Annotated in this window: 18 protein-coding genes and 1 pseudogene; 12 read left to right on the top strand and 7 right to left on the bottom strand. The window is 42.1% G+C overall.

Annotated elements, in window-relative coordinates:
* Positions 1-76 precede the first annotated feature (76 nt).
* The 7 genes from HMPREF1149_RS07530 to HMPREF1149_RS07560 all read left to right on the top strand — a co-directional run bounded on the left by HMPREF1149_RS07530 (position 77) and on the right by HMPREF1149_RS07560 (position 6,164).
* A complete protein-coding gene (locus tag HMPREF1149_RS07530; RefSeq protein WP_000872569.1) occupies positions 77-520 on the top strand; it encodes a MarR family winged helix-turn-helix transcriptional regulator in 444 nt (147 codons plus the stop codon).
* Positions 521-592: 72 nt separating this feature from the next.
* The gene (locus HMPREF1149_RS07535; RefSeq protein ID WP_000575214.1) at positions 593-1,321 is read left to right on the top strand and encodes an ATP-binding cassette domain-containing protein; all 729 of its coding nucleotides are present in this window, start codon (positions 593-595) and stop codon (positions 1,319-1,321) included.
* Positions 1,314-2,834 (top strand): ABC transporter permease/substrate-binding protein, encoded by a 1,521-nt coding sequence (locus HMPREF1149_RS07540; protein WP_000183012.1) that lies wholly within the window; start codon positions 1,314-1,316, stop codon positions 2,832-2,834. The genes HMPREF1149_RS07535 and HMPREF1149_RS07540 overlap by 8 nt, the downstream gene beginning before the upstream one ends.
* Before the next feature lie 337 nt (positions 2,835-3,171).
* Positions 3,172-3,774: a hypothetical protein gene (locus HMPREF1149_RS07545; RefSeq protein WP_000846132.1), complete on the top strand. Its 603-nt coding sequence runs from the start codon at positions 3,172-3,174 to the stop codon at positions 3,772-3,774.
* Positions 3,774-4,565: an energy-coupling factor transporter transmembrane component T gene (locus HMPREF1149_RS07550; protein WP_000130448.1), complete on the top strand. Its 792-nt coding sequence runs from the start codon at positions 3,774-3,776 to the stop codon at positions 4,563-4,565. The genes HMPREF1149_RS07545 and HMPREF1149_RS07550 overlap by 1 nt, the downstream gene beginning before the upstream one ends.
* Positions 4,541-5,377 (top strand): ABC transporter ATP-binding protein, encoded by an 837-nt coding sequence (locus HMPREF1149_RS07555; protein WP_000343048.1) that lies wholly within the window; start codon positions 4,541-4,543, stop codon positions 5,375-5,377. The genes HMPREF1149_RS07550 and HMPREF1149_RS07555 overlap by 25 nt, the downstream gene beginning before the upstream one ends.
* Complete coding sequence (locus HMPREF1149_RS07560; protein ID WP_000103847.1) at positions 5,364-6,164, top strand: energy-coupling factor ABC transporter ATP-binding protein; 801 nt, start codon at positions 5,364-5,366, stop codon at positions 6,162-6,164. The genes HMPREF1149_RS07555 and HMPREF1149_RS07560 overlap by 14 nt, the downstream gene beginning before the upstream one ends.
* 394 nt (positions 6,165-6,558) lie before the next feature.
* Here HMPREF1149_RS07560 and HMPREF1149_RS07565 read toward each other — a convergent pair whose 3' ends face one another.
* Genes HMPREF1149_RS07565 through HMPREF1149_RS11560 form a run of 3 tightly spaced genes read right to left on the bottom strand, consistent with a single transcriptional unit; the run spans position 6,559 to position 7,702 of the window.
* On the bottom strand, positions 6,559-6,765 hold the full coding sequence (locus HMPREF1149_RS07565; protein WP_001152918.1) for a hypothetical protein: 207 nt from the start codon (positions 6,763-6,765) through the stop codon (positions 6,559-6,561).
* A 12-nt stretch (positions 6,766-6,777) separates the two neighbouring features.
* Positions 6,778-7,014, bottom strand: a complete 237-nt coding sequence (locus tag HMPREF1149_RS07570) for a hypothetical protein (RefSeq protein WP_001287839.1) — start codon at positions 7,012-7,014, stop codon at positions 6,778-6,780.
* Positions 7,007-7,702: an IS6 family transposase gene (locus HMPREF1149_RS11560; RefSeq protein ID WP_001015318.1), complete on the bottom strand. Its 696-nt coding sequence runs from the start codon at positions 7,700-7,702 to the stop codon at positions 7,007-7,009. The genes HMPREF1149_RS07570 and HMPREF1149_RS11560 overlap by 8 nt, the downstream gene beginning before the upstream one ends.
* A 39-nt stretch (positions 7,703-7,741) precedes the next feature.
* Here HMPREF1149_RS11560 and pnuC point away from each other — a divergent pair.
* Positions 7,742-8,248 (top strand): annotated as a pseudogene (gene pnuC / locus HMPREF1149_RS07575) (nicotinamide riboside transporter PnuC); the annotation flags it as partial.
* Between the two features lie 37 nt (positions 8,249-8,285).
* Here the strand turns inward: pnuC and HMPREF1149_RS11565 are convergent.
* Both HMPREF1149_RS11565 and HMPREF1149_RS07580 read right to left on the bottom strand, forming a co-directional pair.
* Positions 8,286-8,618, bottom strand: a complete 333-nt coding sequence (locus HMPREF1149_RS11565; RefSeq protein ID WP_000958145.1) for a hypothetical protein — start codon at positions 8,616-8,618, stop codon at positions 8,286-8,288.
* Between the two features lie 26 nt (positions 8,619-8,644).
* On the bottom strand, positions 8,645-9,199 hold the full coding sequence (locus HMPREF1149_RS07580; RefSeq protein ID WP_001126069.1) for a TetR/AcrR family transcriptional regulator: 555 nt from the start codon (positions 9,197-9,199) through the stop codon (positions 8,645-8,647).
* A gap of 132 nt (positions 9,200-9,331) precedes the next feature.
* Here HMPREF1149_RS07580 and HMPREF1149_RS07585 point away from each other — a divergent pair, with 132 nt between their 5' ends.
* The 3 genes from HMPREF1149_RS07585 to HMPREF1149_RS07595 all read left to right on the top strand — a co-directional run bounded on the left by HMPREF1149_RS07585 (position 9,332) and on the right by HMPREF1149_RS07595 (position 11,855).
* Complete coding sequence (locus HMPREF1149_RS07585; protein ID WP_000095924.1) at positions 9,332-10,219, top strand: cation diffusion facilitator family transporter; 888 nt, start codon at positions 9,332-9,334, stop codon at positions 10,217-10,219.
* Positions 10,220-10,463: 244 nt separating this feature from the next.
* Positions 10,464-10,817, top strand: a complete 354-nt coding sequence (gene nmlR / locus HMPREF1149_RS07590; protein ID WP_001022632.1) for a stress response transcriptional regulator NmlR — start codon at positions 10,464-10,466, stop codon at positions 10,815-10,817.
* The gene (locus HMPREF1149_RS07595; protein ID WP_000833750.1) at positions 10,818-11,855 is read left to right on the top strand and encodes a zinc-binding dehydrogenase; all 1,038 of its coding nucleotides are present in this window, start codon (positions 10,818-10,820) and stop codon (positions 11,853-11,855) included.
* A 175-nt stretch (positions 11,856-12,030) separates the two neighbouring features.
* On the opposite strand, the gene HMPREF1149_RS07600 is transcribed toward HMPREF1149_RS07595, so the two are convergent.
* A complete protein-coding gene (locus tag HMPREF1149_RS07600) occupies positions 12,031-12,894 on the bottom strand; it encodes a LysR family transcriptional regulator (RefSeq protein ID WP_000354969.1) in 864 nt (287 codons plus the stop codon).
* 140 nt (positions 12,895-13,034) lie between these two features.
* On the opposite strand from HMPREF1149_RS07600, the gene HMPREF1149_RS07605 reads away from it, so the two are divergent.
* On the top strand, positions 13,035-13,571 hold the full coding sequence (locus HMPREF1149_RS07605; protein WP_000166027.1) for a phenolic acid decarboxylase: 537 nt from the start codon (positions 13,035-13,037) through the stop codon (positions 13,569-13,571).
* Positions 13,572-13,800: 229 nt separating this feature from the next.
* Here HMPREF1149_RS07605 and galR read toward each other — a convergent pair whose 3' ends face one another.
* The gene (gene galR / locus HMPREF1149_RS07610; protein ID WP_000212494.1) at positions 13,801-14,802 is read right to left on the bottom strand and encodes a DNA-binding transcriptional regulator GalR; all 1,002 of its coding nucleotides are present in this window, start codon (positions 14,800-14,802) and stop codon (positions 13,801-13,803) included.
* Between the last annotated feature and the right edge of the window lie 69 nt (positions 14,803-14,871).

The following is a 14,871-nucleotide window of genomic DNA, read 5'->3' on the forward strand; positions in this document are numbered from 1 at the left end:
AAATAGTTGACAATTGGAATAATAAGTATTATAATATTTTTTATTCGTATTGATATAGAAATAAATTGGAGGTTTCATGAAATATTGTCATTTGGTAGCCCATCATATTCGTTTGTTGAATGGGCGGATTTTTCAAAAGTTACTGAGACAAGACCCTGACTCTCTTTATCGGAGTGAGCAGGGAAAGATTTTAGCGGTTTTATGGAATAGTAAGACGGGCTGTGCAACTGCGACAGATATTGCGCTTGCGACTGGGCTTGCTAATAATACGTTGACGACTATGATAAAAAAGTTAGAGGAGCAAAATCTTATAACTGTCAGTCCGTGTGGAGAAGATAAGCGTAAGAAGTATTTAGTTTTAACAGAGTTGGGCAAGTCCCAGAAAGAAGTTGGGCAACGTGTCAGTCAGAGATTGGATACTATCTGTTACAAAGGATTTTCAGAGGAAGAAATTCGTCAGTTTGAAGGTTTTCAAGAAAGAATTTTGGCTAATCTGAAAGAGAAGGAAAATGAGGTTTAGAGTGGGGTAAATTAGTTATTAAAAGGTTGGTAACTTGACCAACCGAGGAAAATTTTAAATTGAGGACAAAGAATGATTGAATACAAAAATGTAGCGCTACGCTATACAGAAAAAGATGTTTTGAGAGATGTCAATTTACAGATTGAGAATGGGGAGTTCATGGTTTTAGTTGGGCCTTCTGGGTCTGGTAAGACGACCATGATCAAGATGATTAACCGTCTTTTGGAACCAACTGATGGAAATATATACATGGATGGTAAGCGCATCAAAGACTATGATGAGCGTGAGCTTCGTCTTTCTACTGGTTATGTTTTACAGGCCATTGCTCTGTTTCCCAATCTAACGGTTGCGGAAAATATTGCCCTCATTCCTGAGATGAAGGGCTGGAGCAAGGAAGAAATTGCTCAGAAAACAGAAGAGCTTTTGGCTAAAGTTGGTTTACCAGTGGCTGAGTATGGCCATCGACTTCCTAGTGAACTATCTGGCGGAGAACAGCAACGGGTCGGGATTGTCCGTGCCATGATTGGTCAGCCTAAGATTCTCCTCATGGATGAGCCTTTTTCAGCCTTGGATGCTATTTCGAGAAAACAGCTACAGGTTCTGACGAAAGAATTGCATAAAGAGTTTGGTATGACAACGATTTTTGTGACCCATGATACGGATGAAGCTTTGAAATTAGGTGACCGTATTGCTGTCTTGCAGGATGGAGAGATTCGTCAGGTGGCGAATCCTGAGACGATATTAAAGGCTCCTGCAACAGACTTTGTAGCAGACTTGTTTGGAGGTAGTGTTCATGACTAATTTGATATCAACTTTTCAGGATCGTTTTGGTGATTGGGTAACAGCTCTATCTCAACATTTGCAGTTGTCGCTTTTGACCTTATTACTAGCTATTTTTATTGCTATTCCCTTGGCTGTTTATCTTCGCTATCATGAGAAGTTGGCGGACTGGGTCTTGCAGATTGCAGGAATTTTCCAGACTATCCCGTCTCTGGCCTTGTTGGGACTCTTTATCCCCTTGATGGGAATTGGAACCTTGCCTGCTTTGACAGCACTAGTGATTTATGCGATTTTCCCGATTTTGCAAAATACCATCACTGGACTAAAGGGGATTGATCCAAGTCTACAAGAGGCTGGGATTGCCTTTGGGATGACCAGGTGGGAGCGTCTCAAGAAGTTTGAAATTCCACTTGCCATGCCTGTCATAATGTCTGGTATTCGGACGGCAGCGGTCTTGATTATTGGTACGGCAACCTTGGCTGCCTTGATTGGGGCAGGGGGACTGGGTTCCTTTATCCTTTTGGGAATTGACCGCAATAATACCAGTCTGATTTTGATTGGGGCCCTTTCTTCTGCAGTGCTGGCCATTGCCTTTAACTTCCTACTAAAAGTGATGGAAAAAGCAAAATTGAGAACGATTTTCTCTGGTTTTGCCTTGGTGACCATATTACTCGGTCTGTCTTATAGTCCAGCCCTTTTGGCTCAAAAAGAGAAAGAAAACTTGGTGATTGCTGGGAAATTGGGTCCAGAACCAGAAATTTTGGCCAATATGTATAAGGTGCTGATTGAAGAAAATACCAGTATGACTGCAACTGTTAAACCGAATTTTGGGAAAACAAGCTTCCTCTATGAAGCTCTGAAAAAAGGCGATATTGACATCTATCCTGAATTTACTGGTACGGTGACTGAAAGTTTGCTTCAGCCATCACCCAAGGTAGGTCATGAGCCAGATCAGGTTTATCAGGTGGCGCGTGATGGCATTGCCAAACAGGATCATCTGGCCTATCTAAAACCTATGTCTTATCAAAATACCTACGCTGTAGCTGTTCCGAAAAAGATTGCTCAAGAATATGGCTTGAAGACCATTTCGGACTTGAAAAAAGTGGAAGGACAGTTGAAGGCAGGCTTTACACTCGAATTTAATGACCGTGAAGATGGAAATAAGGGCTTGCAATCAATGTATGGTCTCAATCTCAACGTAGCGACCATGGAGCCAGCTCTTCGCTATCAGGCAATTCAGTCAGGCGATATTCAAATCACAGATGCCTATTCGACAGATGCAGAATTGGCGCGTTATGATTTGCAGGTCTTGGAAGATGACAAGCAACTCTTCCCACCTTATCAAGGGGCTCCATTGATGAAAGAAGCTCTTCTCAAGAAACATCCTGAGTTGGAGACAGTTCTCAATAAATTGGCTGGTAAAATTACTGAAAGCCAGATGAGCCAGCTCAACTACCAAGTCGGCGTTGAAGGCAAGTCAGCAGAACAAGTAGCCAAGGAATTTCTACAAGAACAAGGTTTGTTGAAGAAATAGTTTGAAAATGTCAAACTCAACTTGCTTAAACGACTATAGAAAAGAATGCTCAGACAATGTCGTCTGGGTTTTTTTGATATTAGAGTTACTGAATGTCTTTCAAAATGGAAAATAAGAGGAAATTTTTAGGATTTTCTAAAATTTTACTGTAAATACACTTGACTATTCACAAAATAGGTGTATAATGTGTTGTGAACTACTTAACAAATAAAGATTTCCAGCTCATGTCGACTAAGGATGGAAATCTTGTGTATAGACAGTTCAGTAGATATATAATAGAGCGTTGCGTCCGAAAGTCTATCCAGACACGGCTCTTTAAAAACAAAAGGAGAAGATTATGAAAACAGAACCGATTCATCGTACCAGTATGTGGAAATTTAGGTTAAGTGCTGCCACCATGACTTTGATTCCCGCTGCCGTGGGGATTAACTATGTTGCCAAAGCATTGGCGGAGGGGTTAAAGTTGCCCGTTTGGCTGGGGTCTTTGGGAACCTTTCTTACCAGCATGTTGGCTGGGCCGGTTGCCGGTGCCATTAGTGGTTTCATCAACAACGTGATCTATGGGCTGACCTTATCGCCAATTTCAACCGTGTATGCGATTACCAGCATCGGAATTGGGATTGCTGTCGGAGTTTTGCACGCCAATGGGTGGTTCTCGTCAGCGCGACGAGTATTTGTTTCTGCTATTATTATTGCCATCGTTTCAGCTGTCATTTCAACGCCACTCAACGTCATCTTTTGGGGTGGTCAGACCGGTATCGCTTGGGGTGACTCATTGTTTGCGGTAATGGTCGCCAATCATGCACCAGTGTGGCTGGCCTCATTTACCGATGAGTTTGTCTTGGATATTTTGGATAAAGTCTGCGTGGCCTACCTGGCATTCTTCATCTATCGTCAGCTGCCGAAGCGGATGGTGCACTTCTTTAGCGATGATAAATGATGACTGATAAAACATTGATTTCTGGAGCGCCACGGGTCAAGCTCAAGTGGTACCAGGTGATCGATCCGATTACTAAGCTCTTGTTCATCTTGGACATGACGTTGTTGAGCTTTGCCAGTATGAATTTATTGCTTCAGGCCGGATTAATTCTTGTCGCAACACTGCTATTGTTATTTTCCAAATTGAGTTCTACCACCTTTAAGGCGCTGGGATTCAGCCTGTTTCTGATTTGCACCATGCTGATCATCCAAGGGTTATTTTACAGTCGGAATCAAACTGTGCTGTTTTCTGTGCTTGGGGTGTCGTTCTACAAAGAAGGCCTGATTTACGCCACCACTCTGGGTTGTCGAGTATTGGTGATTATTTTGACCAGTGGCTTTTTTATGGTGACCACGAGTATTTCAGAAAACGCGGCCTATTTGGAACTGTCCGGATTGTCTTATAAAACCGTCTACGTTCTGATGTCGGTGTGTTATATTTTGCCGGAAATGATGCGCAATATGCGGAAAATCCAGCAGGCACAAAAAGTTCGCGGAACCAATCCGCAAAAAACGTTGATTCAGAAATTAAAGTCAGTCCTGCCGGTTCTAATTCCATTGGTGATTAAGACCTTGGATCAATCGATGACGCGGTCGATTTCTCTCCAACTGAGAGGTTTTGATAATCTCAACCGGACTGTCAGAACCTCCCAGCGCGTGTATCGCCTGTCGCGGACGCTGCACATTGGTCTGACTGGATTGGCAATTTTATTGATTGGGTGGAAGATATGGACGAAGATAAACGGATTGTAATTGAAAATTTGACCACCCGTTATCCGGGTACTGAGCAACCACAACTGCGTCAGATTAACGCGGAGGTTCATACCGGCCAGGTGGTTGGGATTATCGGGAATAGCCACTCCGGCAAATCGACTTTGTGCCGTGTGCTGGCAGGGGTCATTCCCAAAATTGTGTCTGCTGAGATTGAGGGCGATTGGCACATGTTTGGCCAGCGAGTGTCTGACAATTGGCCCGTTTATAATGCCATGAATGGAGTTGTACTGCAAAATCCAGCTGGCCAACTAAGCGGGTTGGCAGACACGGTTGCCGATGAAATCGCCTTTGACTTGATTAATCAGGGAATGGCTGAAGGACTGATTCAAAAACGGGTTGAAGAAGTTGCCACGCAAATGGGGCTGATTGAACAGCTGAATTTGCGTCCCGAGAGCCTTTCCGGTGGTCAGATCCAGCGGTTGGCAATTGCCACGGCGATTGTGGCTAATCCGGCTGTTTTGATTATGGATGATCCGACCAGTGAGATGGATCCCCTTGGCCGCCGGCAATTTTTCCAATGGCTGGCCCAAGTCAAAGAGACGACTGTCTTCATTGTCACCAGTGAAATTGACGATTTGTGCGAAGTCGCCGACGTTGTGTGGGTGCTGCACGAGGGTCAAATGGTAGCCCAGGGCAGGCCGGGTGAGGTGTTTAATCATTTGGCAGCTGACTGGCAGATTCCAGCCCCGACAATCCAGCAACTTGCTCAAAAAATGGATTGGCACTTGGCTGATGGCCGGTATCCGGTGAATTACGCTGATCTGAAGGAGGTTCGTTATGTCCACAATTGAACTGAGCCACCTGACGTTCACTTATCCGGAACGGTCCTTTAGCTTGGATGTTGAAGACAAACACTTCGCCGATCCGATGGTGGCGATTGTCGGCCAAAATGGTGCCGGCAAATCAACGCTCTTCAAATTGTTGACGGGTTTGCTGACACCACAAACCGGTGTGATTAAGATCGATGGAGAAAATTTTAATGATCTTAAACCAGTCGAAAAGTTACTGAAGGTTGGGATTACTTTTCAGAATCCTGACGATCAGCTTTTCAACCCGACCGTTCAACGAGAGGTGGAGTGGAATGTCGCGCAGGTCATGGATGACCACGACACGATTACGAGGCGGGCTTTAGCGGCTCTAAAAAGAGTTGGCTTGGATGATAAAACAGCTGAAAGTCCATATGACCTGTCATTGTCGGAACGCAAGCTGTTGAGCGTTGCCACAGTTTTGGCAGTGGATCCGGCGATTTATTTATTTGATGAGCCGATGATGTCGCTTGATTGGGAAAGCCGGCGCAAGTTGACCGCAATTTTCCATCAGTTGGCTGATTCGGGCCACCAAGTTGTGACCATCACCCATGACATGGATTGGGTCGCCGCCGAGTTTGAGTCGGTGTATGTTATGGAACACGGGAAGTTTGGCTTCGCCGGCAGTCCACGGGAATTGTTCAGCAATCACGAACTTGTCCAGCGAGTGGGATTACTACCACCGCGGATTATGGACATAGCGGAGTCGCTGGCTGATTCACAGACATATTTATCGGTTAATGATTATTGCCAGAAAAATCGAGATGTATAGAAAAAGTCACCTCTGCGGGTTTTCCAGGTTGAAGGATTAACTTCAGCTTCTGGCAAGAACTCACATGGGTGACTTTTGTGTTTAATAACGTTTCATGATCATCGGGTGCTTCCTCAGATCACTCGGTTTGATTTTACTTTGTTTCATGGTCATAATCATATACCATTTCTTTTGGATTTTTTGTTTGACTAATACAAAATAGGTCTTCATAGGTCTTCGCATTTTTAGCGTCCATTAGGATCATCAGTATAATTTTCTGAATTAGGAGGCTGTCCCATCACTATTCGAACTTCGTCTCCTAACTTACGCTATTCCTATTCATCCGTGAATACTTTAAATCGCAATTCTGGAACTTTCTTTTTAACTGAATCATCTATTTTCGCCATAGTCCCCACTATTTTATTGGTTTTTCTTGTTCTTCTATCCTTTTTTGATCTTTGATTTGTTCCTGCAAATTTTCCAACTTCTCTTTAAGAGCGTTCACTTCATCTTTATATTGATTGTCTAAGTGTTTGAATTCTGTTTCCTGTGAGGGCATTTTGAGGGCTTTTAAGTTATCATTTTCCGCCTTGTATTCTTCTAGCAACTTTTTATCTTGCAAGGCTAATCGTTGTTACTGGTCTAACAAATTAGTTAGTTTTTCTATTTGTTGGTCTTTGGTATTTGATTTGCTACTACTTTCTACTTTACCTAAAATTATTTTTTCTGCTTTAGAATTTATTAGATTAGACCCATTGGAACTTTTAAGCTGTAATTCTTTTGGTAACCTTTGGTAGTGATATTGAATATTTTGTTTTGTAACACTCAACTCATCCGCCAGCTCTTTGATCGTTTTTAAGTCTTCACTCATGGTTTAAGTCCTGCCTTTTAACCGTTGGTAGATATTGTTCAATGGCTTTTTTGAGGTAGCGTGCGATATTATGCTTAGAATATTCTTCACGTCTGCTGGCAACATAAGACAAGAGGTCTTTAACACTATTTAGCCCTCTTAATTCTTTCAGTTCGTCATAGAGGGGATAAACATGGACTTGCAATCCTGCCATGATTTTTGTATCTTGCATTTCACACGGACTTAGCAACATATTTTCTAGCAATAGCGTGGTGTACTTGCTTTTCATTGCTTCAATAGCTAGCTTATCTTCGGTTTCTGCTTTGCGTGCTTTATCTTCTTGATAGGCGGTATCTTCTAACTTATAGCTGTTATCGTCTGCTCGACGTTTCTTTCGTAACCAGATATCCAATGTTAAACCGTCCGCATCAATCGCTCGATAGAGATAATGCCAACGCCCCTTAATTTTGATATAGGTTTCATCCATTTTCCACGAATAGAAGGACTGTTTATTTTTCTTTTTCCAGAGATGATAGAGGATTTTACTGTATTCTTGAACCCACCGATAAATCGTAGTGTGACAAACATTTATTCCACGGTCATAAAGCAATTCCTGAACTTCACGATAGCTCAGATTGTAACGTAGGTAATAACCAACAGCGACAATGATGACGTCTTGTTGGAATTGTTTGCCTTTAAAATGATTCATCTCTCAAGCCTTACTAACCTTTTTTCTGCTCTTTGAGAAGCTGAAGGTCGTGCTAGTAACTACCTATTTGGTTTGATTAATTCCATCATTTATCTGGTGCTTGCCCTTCAAAAAGGCTTCTATGGTGAGGTTTTAACAACTCTCTATTTTACAATTATGCAGCCAATTGGTCTCTTGGTTTGGATTTATCAAGCCCAGTTTAAGAAAGAACAACAAGAGTTTGTCGCACGTAAACTAGACGGCAAGGGTTGGACCAAGTATCTTTCTATTAGTGTTCTTTGGTGGTTGGCCTTTGGGTTTATTTATCAGTCTATCGGAGCTAATCGTCCCTATCGTGATTCTATCACTGATGCGACCAATGGTGTAGGGCAAATCCTCATGACAGCTGTTTACCGTGAACAGTGGATATTCTGGGCTGCTACTAATGTCTTTTCAATCTATCTCTGGTGGGGAGAAAGCCTGCAAATCCAAGGGAAATACCTAATTTATCTCATCAATAGTCTAGTTGGGTGGTATCAGTGGAGCAAGGCAGCAAAAAGCGCTTAAAAAAGTAAAAAAAGGATCAGATGATCCTTTTTTTGTGTTAGAGCAAAATGAATAATACCGTAATGACAATAGCACTCGTTATACGAATAATGTGGTGCGATATATGTTGATTTTCTTGCTGTCGCCCGTTCCAGTAGGCACCATAGCAGACGATACTCGAACCCACAATCCATAGTAGAATGGTTGCCAGTGGGACGAAGTAAAAGATAGCTAGAGCCAGAGAAGTGATGCAACTGCCGACCAAGATGCACGTGTTTCCCAGACTGTAGTTCTTTTGTTTCATGGCTGAAAAAGCAGCAGCAAGGTGAAGTAATGAGAATGCGAGAGCTAGTACGATTGTTAGTATTCCTAGAATCATCGAAGTTAACATAGTTGGTTCCTTTCTGAGTTACAGGCTTAGTTATCAAGTGGAGTTGTAGAGGTCATCTCCATTACATAAAGGTAAAATTTCACCACTTGGTCTTCGGTATAAGATTTTCCTTTTTTTAGCCACCAAGTTAGGGTCTCGATAAAGTTCGTCACAACAAAATGCTGGAGGTAGGAGGCAGGAATGTTTGGATAGGCCTCTTGCAAGTCATCCGCCACCATGGGATAAACGTGGTGTTCGAGTTCCTTGTGTAGTTGGCGGAGGAAGTAGTCGTTTTTGGAAAAAAGGAGACTGGTGACACGGTCCTGGTTTTTCTGAAAATGTAAAAAGATATGTGCGAGGTAGTCTTCTGTAGTCAAGTGTTCTTCCCTTTCAAAGAGATGATGAAAGAGGTAGCGACAGAGCTCATCTAAAAGGAGTTCCTTACTTTCGTAATGACAGTAAAAAGTAGAACGTCCAACATCTGCTAGGTCAATGATATCCTGAACAGTAGTGGCATCATAGCCCTTATCGTTCAAAAGTTGTAAAAAAGCTTGATAGATGGCTTTTTTCGTCTTGCTGACTCGACGGTCTCTTTTTGGCATATAGACACTTGAGACAAACTGTTCAGAACTGAACAGGACTGACAGTTTGCTTCTATCCTTTCTTTGGATTTTATTAGATAATACAAATGAAAGAAGTATGTATATACCCATTATACCAAAGGAGGGAGAGAAATGAGTTCTAAAACATCTATCTGGTTAGCTTTTTTCTTAAATTTAAGCTATGCGATTGTTGAGTTTATCGCAGGAGGAATCTTTGGTTCAAGTGCAGTTCTTGCTGATTCTGTTCATGATCTGGGGGATGCTATAGCCATTGGTATATCAGCCCTTCTAGAAACAATCTCAAACCGTGAAGAAGATAGGCAGTACACCTTGGGTTACAAACGTTTTAGCCTTTTAGGGGCCATGCTAACGGCTGTGATTCTTATGATAGGGTCTGTCCTAGTGATTTTGGAAAATATCACGAAGATTGCTCATCCGCAACCCGTTAATGAGAAAGGTATCCTCTGGCTGGGAATCATTGCAGTAGCTATCAATGTGCTAGCAAGTCTGGTAGTTCGTAAAGGAAAGACAAAGAACGAGTCAATTCTTAGCCTACACTTTCTGGAAGACACTCTTGGTTGGTTGGCCGTCATTCTAATGGCGATTATCCTCCGATTTACAGATTGGTATATCCTCGATCCACTCTTATCGCTTATTATTTCCATCTTTATTCTGTCGAAAGCCATTCCTCGCTTTTGGAGCGCACTGAAAATTTTCCTAGATGCTGTGCCAGAAGGGGTCGAGACAAGTGATTTGGAGAAGGATTTAGAGGCTCTACCCAATGTCAAAAGTATCAATCAACTTAGTATTTGGTCCATGGACGGTCTAGAGAACAATGCTATTGTCCACATCTGTATCGAGGACTGGGAACAGATGATGGAAACCAAAGAAGTGGTGCGTCAATGTTTAGAAGAAAGAGGCGTGCAGAATATCACTATTGAAGTGGATAGCAGTCAAAGTAATCATGCGCAACATAGGCGGAAGGTGAGAGAGTTAGAGCAGAAGCATGGGCATCATTAGTAAAAAGTAAAGAATGATTAAGCCACTATGTTATTTGAAATAGAGTATTTTACTTACTGTTTAAATATTTTAAAAGTTTGATCCTATAAGGCTCTGTATAAACTTTACTTAGTTGTTTGGTAATTAAAAAAATTTTTCGATTAGATGCAAAAAGTTTGACTTGGAGTCAACTCAAAGTTATATAATAAGATAAGTGAGTTAGAATAGCTTAAACTCAGTGAATGAAATGAGAGGAGGTTAGCGTATGAATATTAAATCTGCCAGTGATTTGTTGGGAATTTCAGCGGATACGATTCGGTATTATGAGCGGGTTGGTCTTGTACCACCGATTACTCGAACTGCAACTGGAATTCGTGATTTTCAAGACCAGGATATAGAAGCGCTGGAATTTATTAAGTGTTTTCGTTCGGTAGGTGTCTCTGTGGACAGTTTAGTTGACTATATGTCGCTCTACCAAGAGGGGGATGAAACGAGAGAGGAAAGGCTTGGTATCTTAGAAGAGGAAAAGAAAAAATTAGAGGAGCGCTTGTCTCAGTTACAGGTGGCTTTAAATCGATTAAATCACAAAATTAAACTTTACAAGGAAGGAAAATTTTAAATGAAATCAGCAGTATATACAAAGGCAGGTCAGGTTGGACTTGCTACCATTGAACGTCCGCAAATTATAGAAGCAGATGATGCTATTATCCGCATTGTTCGTACTTGCGTTTGTGGTTCAGACCTTTGGAGTTACCGTAATCCCGAAATCGAAGAAGGGCATAGTAATAGTGGTCATGAGGCTATCGGAATCGTCGAAGAAGTTGGTGAGGCTGTCACTACGGTAAAACCAGGTGACTTTGTCATTGCTCCGTTTACACATGGTTGTGGTCAGTGTGATGCCTGTCGTGCTGGTTATGATGGGACATGTGACCGCCATATCGGCAACAACTGGTCAGGTGGTGTCCAGGCTGAGTATATCCGTTTCCATTTTGCCAATTGGGCACTTGTGAAAATTCCTGGTCAACCTTCCGATTATAGCGAAGGCATGCTCAAATCTCTCTTGACTCTGGCTGACGTTATGCCAACAGGCTATCATGCAGCGCGTGTTGCTAATGTGCAAAAAGGCGACAAAGTGGTCGTTATCGGGGATGGAGCTGTTGGCCAATGTGCTGTCATTGCAGCTAAGATGCGTGGAGCTTCTCAAATTATCCTGATGAGTCGTCATGAAGACCGTCAACAAATGACCTTGGAGTCAGGTGCGACTGCAGTTGTCGCAGAGCGTGGTGAGGAAGGCATTGCCAAGGTTCGTGAAATCCTTGGTGGTGGAGCAGATGCAGCTCTCGAATGTGTCGGTACAGAAGCAGCGGTAGATCAAGCTCTTGGAGTGCTTCACAATGGTGGACGTTTAGGTTTTGTCGGTGTGCCTCACTACAATAACCGTGCCCTTGGTTCGACCTTTGCCCAAAACATTTCTGTGGCAGGCGGATCAGCTTCTGTCACAACTTATGACAAGCAGTTCTTGCTCAAAGCAGTCCTTGATGGCAACATCAATCCAGGACGTGTCTTTACCTCAAGTTATAAACTGGAAGATATCGACCAAGCTTATAAAGACATGGATGAACGCAAGACCATTAAGGCTATGATTGTACTTGACTAGGTCAGTTCTAGTTCTATCAAAGGTTTGGAAATGCAACAGTAAGTTGTATTCCCAAGCCTTTTTCTATGCTGTAAAAAAGATAATAGCATTTCTCAAATAAAAGATAAAAAAAGCCTCTCGTAGGGATTACGAGGGCTGTGATAAGGGCTGATGGTTGTTTCGACAAAAGTAAAAGTTAGTTCTCTATTTCATATAGTTGTGCTTCAATTTCTTCTAAAAAGGCTTTTTCTGTAGCACTTTGATCATGTTGCTCACGCCAGATAAGGTAGAACTTTTCTTCACTAACTGTGTTGAAAGGAATAAAAGTAAGATTTGGATTGTCTATGATTCCGTTCGTGCAGATGGCGATGCCTACTCCTGCCTGAACCAAACGACTAGCGGTATAGAGAAGGTTGTAAGTGGCGACGATCTTGTAATCGTGATTGCCAAGAGATGTTTTATCAACATCAGATTGACTGGAAACGATCAAGGGATAAGCTACAATATCCTTAACAGTTACTTGTTTGCGACTTGATAGTGGATGACCTTTAGGCACCAAAACCCCTCGTTGATCCTGCTTCGGTAATAGGAGAGTTTGATATTTGCTAGGGATGGTCCTCACTAGTACGAGCCCGAAGTCAAGAGTCCCCTTATCTAGTTCCTCATAGATGGTATCCGCATTGTCGTCATGGAAGTTGAGCCGAATTTGGGGATAGAGTTCTAGTAAATTTCTACAAGTATCAGCTACTAAGTCAAAACTAGCTGTTTCTGATGTTCCAATATAAAGATCTCCACCGATTTCTCCCTTTCGAGTTAGTTTTTCCTCTGTTTTATTGACCAGTTTGAGAATTTCCTGAGCTCGATTATACAGGTACTGGCCATCTTCTGTTAGCGTCATTTCACGGTTCGAGCGATTAAATAAAGATACAGCAAGCTCCTCTTCTAAATCTTTAAGTTGACGCGAAAGAGTTGGCTGAGTAAGATGCAATCGTTCAGCAGCTCTAGAAATCGTTCTTTCTCGAGCAATGGTAACAAAATACTGGAGGACTCGAATATCCATTATTCACCTCGTTCATGATTATTTCCTCTAGTATATCACATTATGCTTAAAAGGCATACTTTGTATACAATTAAAGTAATTGTTTATATCAGAAATAGCTTGTATACTATTCTTGTTGATCATTAAAGGAGGAATATAGAATGACAAAGCAATTTAAAACACTAGACGATTTTTTAGGAACACACTTTATTTATACTTATGAGAATGGTTGGGAATACGAGTGGTATGCGAAGAATGACCATACAGTTGACTATCGTATTCATGGGGGAATGGTAGCTGGACGTTGGGTCAAAGATCAAGAGGCTCATATCGTCATGTTGACAGAAGGTGTTTACAAAGTAGCATGGACTGAACCAACAGGAACGGATGTCGCTCTTGACTTTGTTCCGAATGAGAAGAAATTAAATGGTACGATTTTCTTCCCTGCTTGGGTTCACGAACATCCAGAAATCACTGTTTGCTATCAGAATGACTACATTGACTTGATGGAAGAATCTCGGGAAAAATACGCGACTTACCCTAAACTAGTGGTTCCTGAATTTGCACATATCACTTACATGGGAGATGCAGGACAAAACAACGAAGATGTCATCTCTGAAGCCCCTTATGAAGGACTTCCAGATGATATCCGCAACGGCAAGTATTTTGATGAAAATTATAAACGTTTAAATAAATAGGATATTCATGTCAAGACATGGATGAACGTAAGACTATCAAGTCTATGATTGTGATGGATTAATACTCTTCGAAAATCAAATTCAAACCACGTCAGCTTCACCTTGCCGTACTTAAGTACAGCCTGCGGCTAGCTTCCTAGTTTGCTCTTTGATTTTCATTGAGTATAAAAAGAAAAAACTAATAGGATTTGAGAATCTCTATTAGTTTTTTTATGTTCAAGTGTTGTACTTAATGCAAGGTGCTCTCTCTCAAAGTCAGTCTAGTTCCTAGCATGGTTAGGCTAGGGATTTTGCGACCGTGTAGAACTTCCTTATTAAGAATATCCATGCCTGCTCGGCCCATTTCCTCAGTATAGACCGTGATACTAGAGAGGGGAGGATAGACCTGCTTGGTTAGGCTAGTGTCGTTAAAGGAAATGAGGCTGACGCGGTCTGGCAGGCTGATTCCAGCTTCTTGGAGGGCACGGAGGGCGCCGATGGCCAAACTATCGCTGGCTGCGAAAAAGGCTGGTGGGAGTTGTTCTCCTAGCTTGTGAATGGCCTCCTTCATCAAGTCATAGCCAGACTGGGCCGTAAAGCTCCCCTGAAAAACCAGTTCTTCATGGTAGATTCCATTTGCTTGGGTAATGTCTTTGAAATTTTCTTGTCGCTTATCCTGGATTATTTCTTCCTGGTCGGTTGTTTCTTCAAGACCTGTGAGAATTCCGATACGGTTCATACCTTGGCTGAGGAAATGGTCTACAACTTGTTTCACAGCAGTGTAAAAGTCAGTGATAATACAGGTATGACCTAATGAGAGGGTATCGCTGTCTATAAAGACTATAGGTTTTTGGTATTCTTCAAAGGCAGAAATCTGAGCTCGGCTAAATTTTCCGATGCAGAGAATGCCAATCACTTCCTCGCTCAGTGTAAAAGGATGGTCATTAAAATAGCGCAAGATATCATAGTCCAACTCTTGGGCCCTTTTTTCAATACCGAGACGAATCTGATAGTAGTAGAGGTCGTCCAACTCCCCTTGTTCGCTGACCCATTGGATAATGGCAATCTTTTGCTTTGGTTTGTGGGATTCGCCTGTCTTGAGGTGCTTAGTATAGCCTAGCTCTTCCGCGACGGTTAAAATACGGTGTCTGGTTTCTTCTGTGACAGATAGGCTCTGGTCGCGATTGAGGACACGAGATACGGTCGCAATAGAGACAGAGGCTAGCTGTGCGATGTCTTTTAAGGTAGCCATAAATCCTCCTCCTTTTAGGTTAGTATATCATATTTTTCTGCTTTTTACTGATAGTTTAGTAAAAGTTTA

It is taken from the genome of Streptococcus sp. BS35b, from assembly GCF_000286475.1.
GTDB classification, from domain to species: domain Bacteria; phylum Bacillota; class Bacilli; order Lactobacillales; family Streptococcaceae; genus Streptococcus; species Streptococcus oralis_W.

Excerpts from the sequence above, each read along its gene's own strand:
- HMPREF1149_RS07530 (WP_000872569.1), top strand. The coding sequence starts at position 77 with ATGAAATATTGTCATTTGGTAGCCCATCATATTCGTTTGTTGAATGGG.
- HMPREF1149_RS07535 (WP_000575214.1), top strand. The coding sequence starts at position 593 with ATGATTGAATACAAAAATGTAGCGCTACGCTATACAGAAAAAGATGTT.
- HMPREF1149_RS07540 (WP_000183012.1), top strand. The coding sequence starts at position 1,314 with ATGACTAATTTGATATCAACTTTTCAGGATCGTTTTGGTGATTGGGTA.
- HMPREF1149_RS07545 (WP_000846132.1), top strand. The coding sequence starts at position 3,172 with ATGAAAACAGAACCGATTCATCGTACCAGTATGTGGAAATTTAGGTTA.
- HMPREF1149_RS07550 (WP_000130448.1), top strand. The coding sequence starts at position 3,774 with ATGACTGATAAAACATTGATTTCTGGAGCGCCACGGGTCAAGCTCAAG.
- HMPREF1149_RS07555 (WP_000343048.1), top strand. The coding sequence starts at position 4,541 with ATGGACGAAGATAAACGGATTGTAATTGAAAATTTGACCACCCGTTAT.
- HMPREF1149_RS07560 (WP_000103847.1), top strand. The coding sequence starts at position 5,364 with ATGTCCACAATTGAACTGAGCCACCTGACGTTCACTTATCCGGAACGG.
- HMPREF1149_RS07570 (WP_001287839.1), bottom strand. The coding sequence starts at position 7,014 with ATGAGTGAAGACTTAAAAACGATCAAAGAGCTGGCGGATGAGTTGAGT.
- HMPREF1149_RS11560 (WP_001015318.1), bottom strand. The coding sequence starts at position 7,702 with ATGAATCATTTTAAAGGCAAACAATTCCAACAAGACGTCATCATTGTC.
- HMPREF1149_RS11565 (WP_000958145.1), bottom strand. The coding sequence starts at position 8,618 with ATGTTAACTTCGATGATTCTAGGAATACTAACAATCGTACTAGCTCTC.
- HMPREF1149_RS07580 (WP_001126069.1), bottom strand. The coding sequence starts at position 9,199 with ATGCCAAAAAGAGACCGTCGAGTCAGCAAGACGAAAAAAGCCATCTAT.
- HMPREF1149_RS07585 (WP_000095924.1), top strand. The coding sequence starts at position 9,332 with ATGAGTTCTAAAACATCTATCTGGTTAGCTTTTTTCTTAAATTTAAGC.
- nmlR (WP_001022632.1), top strand. The coding sequence starts at position 10,464 with ATGAATATTAAATCTGCCAGTGATTTGTTGGGAATTTCAGCGGATACG.
- HMPREF1149_RS07595 (WP_000833750.1), top strand. The coding sequence starts at position 10,818 with ATGAAATCAGCAGTATATACAAAGGCAGGTCAGGTTGGACTTGCTACC.
- HMPREF1149_RS07600 (WP_000354969.1), bottom strand. The coding sequence starts at position 12,894 with ATGGATATTCGAGTCCTCCAGTATTTTGTTACCATTGCTCGAGAAAGA.
- HMPREF1149_RS07605 (WP_000166027.1), top strand. The coding sequence starts at position 13,035 with ATGACAAAGCAATTTAAAACACTAGACGATTTTTTAGGAACACACTTT.
- galR (WP_000212494.1), bottom strand. The coding sequence starts at position 14,802 with ATGGCTACCTTAAAAGACATCGCACAGCTAGCCTCTGTCTCTATTGCG.